Origin of the sequence: Fischerella muscicola PCC 7414, from assembly GCF_000317205.1 — a bacterium.
GTDB classification, from domain to species: domain Bacteria; phylum Cyanobacteriota; class Cyanobacteriia; order Cyanobacteriales; family Nostocaceae; genus Fischerella; species Fischerella muscicola.
The window spans coordinates 41,481-50,198 of record NZ_AJLK01000072.1; the positions used below are offsets into that span (position 1 = coordinate 41,481).

The window sequence follows — 8,718 nt, forward strand, 5'->3', positions numbered from 1 at the left end:
GCCAAGATAGCACAGTTAAGCATAAAAGTCAAGAATAAAGGCAGAGGGCAGAAGGAATAAACTTTTCATCCTTTGTTGCCAACTCTGTTCATGACGACTACTTAATTATTTCTTTTGCCACATAAATCTGCGATCGCTAACAATAATTGATCTGTATCGACTGGTTTGGCAATGTGGGCTTGGAAACCTGCTGCTAATAGTCGTGAGCGATCGCTATCTCCAGCGTAGGCTGTTAATGCGATCGCTGGGATTTTTCCACCCTGTTCTGGAGGCAAGGTTCTGATTTGCTCTATCAAACTATAGCCGTCTACCTCAGGCATCCCGATATCACTGATTAATAAGTCATACTGTGATTGTGTTAAGGTTGTGAGAGCTTGGTTGGCTGAACCAGCAACAGTTACTGTCGCTCCATACTCTTTTAAACAATAGTCAAGAAAGTTTCGTGTGTCTGGATTATCATCAACTACTAGTATCCGCAATCCCGCTAGGTAGGAAGAGGTAAACTTATCTCCTTGTTGTTCTGTGTCTTTTTCCCCACCTTTCCCTTGTTGTTCTATAAGGGGCAATTTTACAGTAAATGTGGCTCCTTGTCCTTCCCCCGGGCTATCGGCAGTAACAACACCGCCATGCAATTCGACTAAATGGCGGACTATTGCCAATCCTAATCCTAATCCACCAAATTTTCTGGTGGTACTGCTATCTGCTTGGCGAAAGTATTCAAATACGTGGGGCAGAAATTCCGAAGAAATACCCATACCTGTGTCTGTGACTGTGATTTGGGCATAGTGGTTTTTGTGATAGGGAGGTGGGGTAGTGGGGCTTCCATGATAGGGAGGTGGGGAGGTGGGGTGGTGGGGTGATATTGTTCCCCCCATCTCCCCATCGTTGACTACTTCTAAGCGCACTTCTACCCTACCGCCACTGGGTGTAAATTTAACCGCATTGGAAAGTAAATTGCCAACGACTTGCTGCAAGCGATTTGAGTCTCCTTGAACGAGTATGGAAGACGTGGAGAAATTCCCCCTTGTCTGGTTTGTCTTCCTTGTCTTCCGTGTCCCCGTATCCTCTCTGTCTGGAGGTACATACTCAAGTTGAATTTTTTTGGTTTGTGCGGCTAGTTGCACAGTTTCTAATGCCGCATCAATTACTGTTGTTAAGTTGACGACGGCTAAATTTAGGCTGAGTTTGCCTCGGAGAATGCGGGAAACATCTAGTAAGTCATCGATCAATTGAATCTGTAATTTGGCATTCCGTTCAATTGTGTCTAAGGCACGATCTGTGGCTGTTGGATCTAGCTTGCGACTTCTGAGTAATTTTGTCCAACCGAGGATAGGGTTGAGGGGCGATCGCAATTCGTGAGAAAGAATGGCTAGAAACTGATCTTTGACGCGGTTAGCAGCTTCTGCTTCTGCACGGGCTGCTTGTTCCAACTCTAACAGGTGAGCGCGTTGTTGTTCTATTTGTTTTTGGTCATGAATATCGGTACAAGTCCCAAACCATTTAATAATGTTGCCTTGATTGTCTGTGAGAGGATAAGCTCTGACTAAATGCCAACGATATGTACTGTCACTGGCTCTTTTGAAACGCTGTTCGTTTTCAAAGGGGATTCCAGTTTGCAAAGATTCTTGCCAGCGTTGGATGGTAGCCTCTAAATCATCTGGATGCAGTACTTTGTGCCAACCAGTTCCCACGGTTTCTTCGAGAGTTAGCCCTGAATATTCATACCAACGCTGATTTGTGTAATCAGTTATACCTTGGGCATTGGTTGTCCAAACCATTTCGGGAATGCCTTCACTCAGCATTCTGTAGCGTTCTTCGCTTTGACGTAGGGCTTCCTCTGTGTGTTTGCGCTCGGTAATATCTTGGGTAGTACCCATCATCCGCACTGGCTTACCTGTATAATCGTACAAGCAGCGACCTTTGGCTGCAATCCAACGTACACTACCGTTAGGCCAAATTACACGGAATTCTACATCGTAATCAACCTTGCCTTGGAGAGTTTGTCTAATTGCTTCATGGGTAGGCTGGCGATCATCTGGATGCAGACAATTAAGAAACACCTCGTAGCTTATTTCTATATTGGACGCAAGTCCAAACAACTGCTTGCATTTGACAGTCCAAATTAATTCATCGGTGGTGAGATCCCAAAACCACATTCCTAACTCTGCTGCTGCGGTGGCTAGGCGAATGCGTTCTTCACCTTCGCGCAAGTCTGCTTCTGTTTGTTTGCGATCGCTTATATCAGTAGTGATGCCAACTATTCTAATGATCTGGTGATTATGATCTCTTACTGCTAATCCCCGATCTTCTACCCACAGATAGTAACCATCTTTATGACGGACTCGATATTGAGTGCAAAAACGGTCTCCCTGGGCTAGACTTTCTGTAAACTCCTGTTCAACTTGTTGGAGATCATCAGGATGAATATGCGATCGCCACCATCCTGAGGTTGGTTCAGTTTCCTCCAGTGTGTAACCCAAAAGCTTAGTTAAACCTTGAGTTCTGTTTACAAAATCACTTTTCCTATCCCAATCGTAAATTAGGCAATTCACAGCTGCTGCTGCGAGTTCAAACCGTTCATTACTTTGTCGTAAGGCGGTTTCTGTACGCCGTCGCTCTGTAATATCTTCACAGAAGCCCAGAATTCGCTGCGATAAACCTTCGGCTGTTCTCCGCAATACCGTATCATAGCAACGTAACCAGCGCCATTCACCGTTTGCGTGTCGATATTGGAATTCAAAGCTAACTACTTCACCATCAGGAACGGAGTTGAGGCGATCATAATGAGCGGGAAGTCGAGCAATATCTTCAGGGTACATTCGTTGCAAAAGTGATTGCAGCCCTGTTGATTGAATTTCGTGTTGGGTGTAACCAAGAATTTGAGTAACTTGATGATTAATATAGATGACACGCTGTTCAACTAAATCATAAAGATACAGCGCACCTGAGCTACTACTAGCAATCCTTTGAATTAAATTTGGACTTTCTGTTAAGGCAGTTGCTAAAGCAACTTCATTCACATCAAAAATCGATTGTAAATTTGATGTGACTGTAATCTCACTAAAAGTTGTGACAATACTATAAGGTTTAGTTGCTCCTGGTAAGAACAAAGGTTGTGAGTTCACGAGTAGCCAGACAAGCTTACCATGCGGCTGATACAATCCCATCACAACATTCAAACAGGGTTTACCTGTGGTTAGGGCAACCATAAATGGATAATTTTCATTTCTCAAAGGAAAACCATCTACACCAATGGCTTGCCAGGGTGTATCCAGCCAATTACGCCCAATGAACTGCTCTGCCGTTAGACCTAAAATCCGCTCAGATTCAGGATTACAAGCCTGGATGCGACCATCCGCAAGCTGAAGCACCATTGCTTGTTCTGGCTCTGTAATCATCGAAGACGTAGATTGTTCCGAGATTTGCTGCTGCCAAGACAGCTTGTCATCAGCCAATGGTTGTAGAGACTGCTCAAAATCTGGCATTTTTTATCCAATTGGAAAAATATACAAAATTTTAACTAAGTTTATCTCTTAATGAATTAGATTTTAGGACAAAACCTCTATCCATAGATGGATGATAGATATTCTTTATTTTTTATTTGTTTTCAAAATCAGATTAGTAATTACTGGTTATTAAAGACTGGTTTTGGTAAATATTTCATGATCCCAGCCTCTAACTATCATAAGCTAAATCAGTCTGTACAGTAGTCATTTGTTTATACTTGTTGAGAAAAATCCAGCAATAAAGAGCAATAGGTTATTATCTATTAACTACAGACTCTGATATTTATATCAATGTACATAAACTGAGATTACTCCTGACGAAGGAGCAAATCAAGAAGTTGATTGACTAGAGTGGTCATAGTAACGAAATCAATAAAAAACACAAAAAATTTTACTTATGAAAGACCAACAAGAAAATCAAATCAATCAACCAGTAAGTGAAGATTGGCATTCCCAGCAAGAGCCAAACGTCAAGGAAAGAAATTTAACAGCAAATCCTGGCGATCGCATTGCCGATGAACCTCAAACAATCGAAGAAAAAAGTCAACAAGTAGCTGTAGATTCTCCTGACATCACAGGAGATCACATCAAAGTTCCTACCTACTTTGTAGTAGAAGAGCCAGATGGTGAAAAAAAGGCACTTCACCATGTTAAGGATGCAGAAGAAATTTCTGATGTCATTCGGCAAGCAAGAGTAGACGAAGAAGGTAATCGAGTTTGGTGGTAGTTTGTTTAGCATCAACGATAAATTCATCGTTGATTGTCGAGAATAAACAAATATTAGCTAAACATTAAAACAGCTTTAGATATTATCAATGTCTCTCTTCCTCACTGTTGCCAAAGGAGAGGAAGAATTAGATTAGTTTGAGAATTTATCTAAAGCTGTTCTCATTCAACTCTGTTAGAGGCTATATAGAAATAAACTATTAAGTGCATTTAGGGGAGGTAAAAAGAGGTGTAGATGTTCCTCCCACTTTATTAGCTTTGTGTAGCGGCGCTACATTGATATTGAAAGTAAAAAAATAAATGAAAGTGCGCTACGCATTATATGTTTTTGGTGCGTGAAAGCAGAGCGTAACGCACCCTAATTAATATACTTCTCGCAAGAGTCTATTTCCAAAAAAAACGAACACCGATAAACACCGATAATATCTATGTATCCTGCACCGAATCCATATCTGTGTCCATCTGTGTTCCATGAGTGTTCGTAATTAAAAATTATCTGGATTTTTGAAGAGATTTAATAAGTACTATTGTCTTTGTAAAAATATTCCAGTGAATCATTACAGATTTGCGTAAAATCTTCGCATTTTTCAACGCAGAGTGTTTATATAGAAAATTTGCTACCAGGTCATAAACCTATTTAAGTGGAGGAAAGAATAATGACATCTGTTCAAAATCAGAAAAACAGCAAAGTGCGTTATGCAGTGATTGGACTAGGTTGGATTGCTCAAGAAACAGTCTTACCTGCTTTTGCAAATGCAGATAATTCGGAATTAGTAGCATTATTTTCTGACGACTTAGTCAAGCGTCACGAACTAGGCGAAAAGTATAATGTTCCTGTTTTTACCTACGAAGAATACGAAGCATTTCTCAGAAGTGGGGCAGCAGATGCAGTTTACATTGCTCTACCTAATCATCTACATTGTGAATACACTGTCAAAGCTGCTAATGCCGGAGTACATGTACTTTGCGAAAAGCCAATGGCAGTAACAGAACAAGAATGTGAAGAAATGATTCGTGCTTGCCGTGATAATAATGTCAAGCTAATGATTGCCTACCGTTTGCACTTTGATAAAGCCAATATGCAGGCGGTAGAGATTGTTAATTCTGGGAAAATAGGTGAACCGCGCATTTTTAACTCTGTCTTTTCTCAGCAAGTAGCTGAAGGTAATGTGCGCTTAGAGCCAATTTCTAATGGTGGCGGTACAGTCTATGATATGGGTGTTTATTGCATAAATGCTGCTCGTTATTTGTTCCAAGATGAACCAACAGAAGTAGTTGCCTTTTGTGCGAATAACGGTGAGAAGCGCTTTGAGGAACTTGACGAAATGACTAGCGCTATTATGCGTTTTCCTGGTAATAAACTGGCAACATTTACTTCTAGTTTTGGTGTTGCACCAGTCTCTACTTTGCAGATATTAGGAACAAAAGGCGATTTACGGATGGATTCTGCATACTCCTATCAAGGAGAACTGAAGCAACAAATTACTATTGATAACCAGACTCAGGAGCAATCTTATCCTGCTGGTGATCAGTTTGCTGCCGAAATTGTTTACTTCTCAGATTGCATACTAAATAATCAAAACCCAGAACCATCAGGAGAGGAAGGTTTAGCAGATGTTCGCATTATTCGCGCTATTGTCGCATCAGCACAAACAGCTAAACCTGTGGAACTACGCGAGTTTAGAGAACAAGCAAGACCAACAAGTGAACAGGTAATTCAAATTCCAGCCAGTGAAGAACAGCCAGATTTAGTTCATGCTGCTGATCCATCAGGCAAGTCTTGAACAAAGGCAGTCTCGCTGAAAAAATTTCACCACCAAGACAGCCTCTAATCCCCAAAGCAGGGTTGTTTCATTTTCTAGTGTTTGTATGAAACCACCCTGCTTGAGCGATCGCACAGCACATAAAGTTACAAAAAAATTGCATACTCTCAGTTGTATAAACGCTAGCAAAAAATAGCCCACACAGGTGGGCTTTGCTTGTCTAGCCCCAGACTTCTAGTCTGAGGGCTAATAAGAACACAGATTAACTTTGTGCTACAACTTCTTTATCCTTGGCCAAGAACTTCTCCAGTTCTGTCAATGCATCTGCATCAACTTTAGTTTGCATCGGACAGAACTTAGGCCCACACATAGAACAAAACTCAGCAGTTTTGTAAATATCTGCTGGCAAAGTTTCGTCGTGGTATTCCCTAGCTCTATCAGGATCGAGTGCTAATTCAAACTGACGGTTCCAGTCGAAGTTGTAACGAGCGCGGGAGAGTTCATCGTCTCTGTCTCTAGCCCCAGGACGATGCCTAGCGATATCTGCTGCATGGGCTGCTATCTTGTAAGCAATTAATCCGTTTCGTACATCTTCAGAATTCGGCAGACCCAAGTGTTCTTTAGGTGTAACATAGCACAACATCGCAGTACCGTACCAACCAGCCATTGCTGCACCAATAGCGGAGGTGATGTGGTCGTAACCAGGGGCAATATCTGTTACCAACGGCCCTAGCACATAGAAAGGTGCTTCTGAACACTCTTCCATCTGCTTTTTGACATTAAACTCAATTTGATCCATCGGCACGTGTCCAGGGCCTTCAACCATCACCTGTACATCGTGTTCCCAAGCTTTACGAGTCAATTGCCCAAGGGTTTTGAGTTCTGCTAATTGGGCTTCATCAGAAGCATCATGAGTACAACCAGGACGGAGTGAGTCACCTAAGCTAAATGAGACATCATATTTCTTGAAAATCTCAATGATATCTCGGAAGTGGGTGTAAAGTGGGTTTTGTTTGTGATGGTGCAACATCCATTTTGCCAAAATACCACCACCACGAGAGACAATGCCAGTCAGGCGGTTTCTTACCAAAGGCAAGTGTTCAATTAAAATCCCAGCGTGGATAGTCATGTAGTCTACCCCTTGCTGGGCGTGTTTCTCAATTACATGCAGAAAATCGTCAGCAGTGAGATTTTCAATCCTGCCATGTACGCTTTCTAAAGCTTGATAAACTGGCACTGTACCGATGGGAACGGGTGAAGCTTGAATAATAGCGGTGCGGATTTCATCCAAGTTACCACCACCAGTGGATAAATCCATGACGGTATCAGCCCCATATTTTACCGCCAGTTTTAGTTTTGCCAGTTCTTCGTTGATATCAGAAGAGTTAGGGGAAGCGCCAATGTTAGCATTCACTTTACATTTGGAAGCAATGCCAATACACATTGGCTCTAAGTTAGTGTGATTGATATTTGCAGGAATAATCATCCGTCCCCGCGCCACTTCATCTCTGATTAGCTCAACAGGGAGATTTTCCCGCCTAGCGACGTAGTGCATTTCTTCAGTGATCACACCCTGACGAGCATAGTGCATTTGACTCACATTGCTCTCGCCTCTTCGCTTGGCGACCCATTCTGTCCGCATATTTGCTTTCCTCAATAAACAGCTTCCCTGCGCCGGCATTACCCGGAATCAGGTGCAAAGGGTATAATCTCAGCCTGCATACAGGCACCCCTAGCATGAGAGCTAATTTTAGCATTTTGTACAGTGGCCAAGAAGAGGGAATTAACAATTCATGACTATGTGGTGTGAGGGCAGAAGGGAAGAGAATTTGACTTATTTTTTCATTAGTAACGGAGCGGGTGGTGTGCCGCCAGATTCCTACTCTGAATGAAGAATTCGTAGCTTTATGTTAAAGATGTCATAATTAGAGATGTCATAATAGGCATCAATTCAATCATCAAAATTTTGATAACTAGCATGGAAAATAGTACTGTCCGCACAACACTAACCTTGCCAGGCGAACTTTTAGAAGCAACTGATCGTGCTGTAAAGGAAGGAAAAGCCAAAAGTCGCAATGATTTTATTGCTCGTGCCATACGTCATGAATTAGCAGCACAAAAACGGGCTGAGATTGATGCTGCTTTTACAGCAATGGCAGGTGATGTAGAGTATCAAGCTGAAGTTAGAAAAATAAATAATGATTTTGCGAAAGCTGATTGGGAAGCATTTCAAATAGGTGAATCTCAGCAATGAGGAGAGGTGAGGTATATGATGTTTGTCTAGATCCGACCGAAGGTTCTGAACAGGCAGGAATTCGACCTGTAATCATTGTCAGTCGTGACGCTATCAATGCTGCGAGTTCAGTTGTACTTGCAGTTCCCTGTACGACTTATCGCCTTGGAAAGCGTATCTATCCGAGTCAAGTACTGATTTCTGCCCCTGATGGAGGCTTAGATAGAGATTCTGTAGCAATGGCAGAACAAGTGCGTGCTTTAGCTAAAAATCGTTTTTTGAGTCTGCGAGGGACAGTTTCATCTGCATCTTTGCAGCTATTGAATCGAGCGTTGCTCATTGCTTTGGATTTACCAGGACAAGTTGAATTTGAATGATTTTAAAGCGATCGCCTATATATTTCTTTTCGGTATCACCGGACGTTCACCTCTTTGAAACCTTGCCCATGATTGCCGTAAGGCTGTAGGGGCAGGATGTTTAGCATCATAAC

At 42.1% G+C, this 8,718-nt stretch carries 6 protein-coding genes and 1 riboswitch; of the genes, 4 read left to right on the top strand and 2 right to left on the bottom strand.

Annotated elements, in window-relative coordinates; all coding sequences use genetic code 11:
- Positions 1–101: 101 nt before the first annotated feature.
- Positions 102–3,485, bottom strand: a complete 3,384-nt coding sequence (locus UYI_RS0110430) for a PAS domain-containing protein (RefSeq protein WP_016866608.1) — start codon at positions 3,483–3,485, stop codon at positions 102–104.
- A gap of 418 nt (positions 3,486–3,903) precedes the next feature.
- Here UYI_RS0110430 and UYI_RS0110435 point away from each other — a divergent pair, with 418 nt between their 5' ends.
- Together UYI_RS0110435 and UYI_RS0110440 are read left to right on the top strand one after the other, a co-directional pair.
- Positions 3,904–4,233, top strand: a complete 330-nt coding sequence (locus UYI_RS0110435; protein ID WP_016866609.1) for a hypothetical protein — start codon at positions 3,904–3,906, stop codon at positions 4,231–4,233.
- Positions 4,234–4,888: 655 nt separating this feature from the next.
- Positions 4,889–6,016 (top strand): Gfo/Idh/MocA family protein, encoded by a 1,128-nt coding sequence (locus UYI_RS0110440; protein ID WP_016866610.1) that lies wholly within the window; start codon positions 4,889–4,891, stop codon positions 6,014–6,016.
- Between the two features lie 241 nt (positions 6,017–6,257).
- On the opposite strand, the gene thiC is transcribed toward UYI_RS0110440, so the two are convergent.
- Positions 6,258–7,637: a phosphomethylpyrimidine synthase gene (gene thiC, locus UYI_RS0110445; RefSeq protein WP_016866611.1), complete on the bottom strand. Its 1,380-nt coding sequence runs from the start codon at positions 7,635–7,637 to the stop codon at positions 6,258–6,260.
- 7 nt (positions 7,638–7,644) lie between these two features.
- Positions 7,645–7,739, bottom strand: a riboswitch (TPP riboswitch).
- Positions 7,740–7,973: 234 nt separating this feature from the next.
- Here thiC and UYI_RS0110450 point away from each other — a divergent pair.
- Together UYI_RS0110450 and UYI_RS0110455 are read left to right on the top strand one after the other, a co-directional pair.
- Positions 7,974–8,249: a ribbon-helix-helix domain-containing protein gene (locus UYI_RS0110450; protein WP_016866612.1), complete on the top strand. Its 276-nt coding sequence runs from the start codon at positions 7,974–7,976 to the stop codon at positions 8,247–8,249.
- Positions 8,246–8,605, top strand: a complete 360-nt coding sequence (locus tag UYI_RS0110455) for a type II toxin-antitoxin system PemK/MazF family toxin (RefSeq protein ID WP_016866613.1) — start codon at positions 8,246–8,248, stop codon at positions 8,603–8,605. Before UYI_RS0110450 ends, UYI_RS0110455 begins: the two co-directional genes overlap by 4 nt.
- Positions 8,606–8,718 lie beyond the last annotated feature (113 nt).

Excerpts from the sequence above, each read along its gene's own strand:
- UYI_RS0110450 (WP_016866612.1), top strand. The coding sequence starts at position 7,974 with ATGGAAAATAGTACTGTCCGCACAACACTAACCTTGCCAGGCGAACTT.
- UYI_RS0110440 (WP_016866610.1), top strand. The coding sequence starts at position 4,889 with ATGACATCTGTTCAAAATCAGAAAAACAGCAAAGTGCGTTATGCAGTG.
- UYI_RS0110430 (WP_016866608.1), bottom strand. The coding sequence starts at position 3,485 with ATGCCAGATTTTGAGCAGTCTCTACAACCATTGGCTGATGACAAGCTG.
- UYI_RS0110455 (WP_016866613.1), top strand. The coding sequence starts at position 8,246 with ATGAGGAGAGGTGAGGTATATGATGTTTGTCTAGATCCGACCGAAGGT.
- thiC (WP_016866611.1), bottom strand. The coding sequence starts at position 7,637 with ATGCGGACAGAATGGGTCGCCAAGCGAAGAGGCGAGAGCAATGTGAGT.
- UYI_RS0110435 (WP_016866609.1), top strand. The coding sequence starts at position 3,904 with ATGAAAGACCAACAAGAAAATCAAATCAATCAACCAGTAAGTGAAGAT.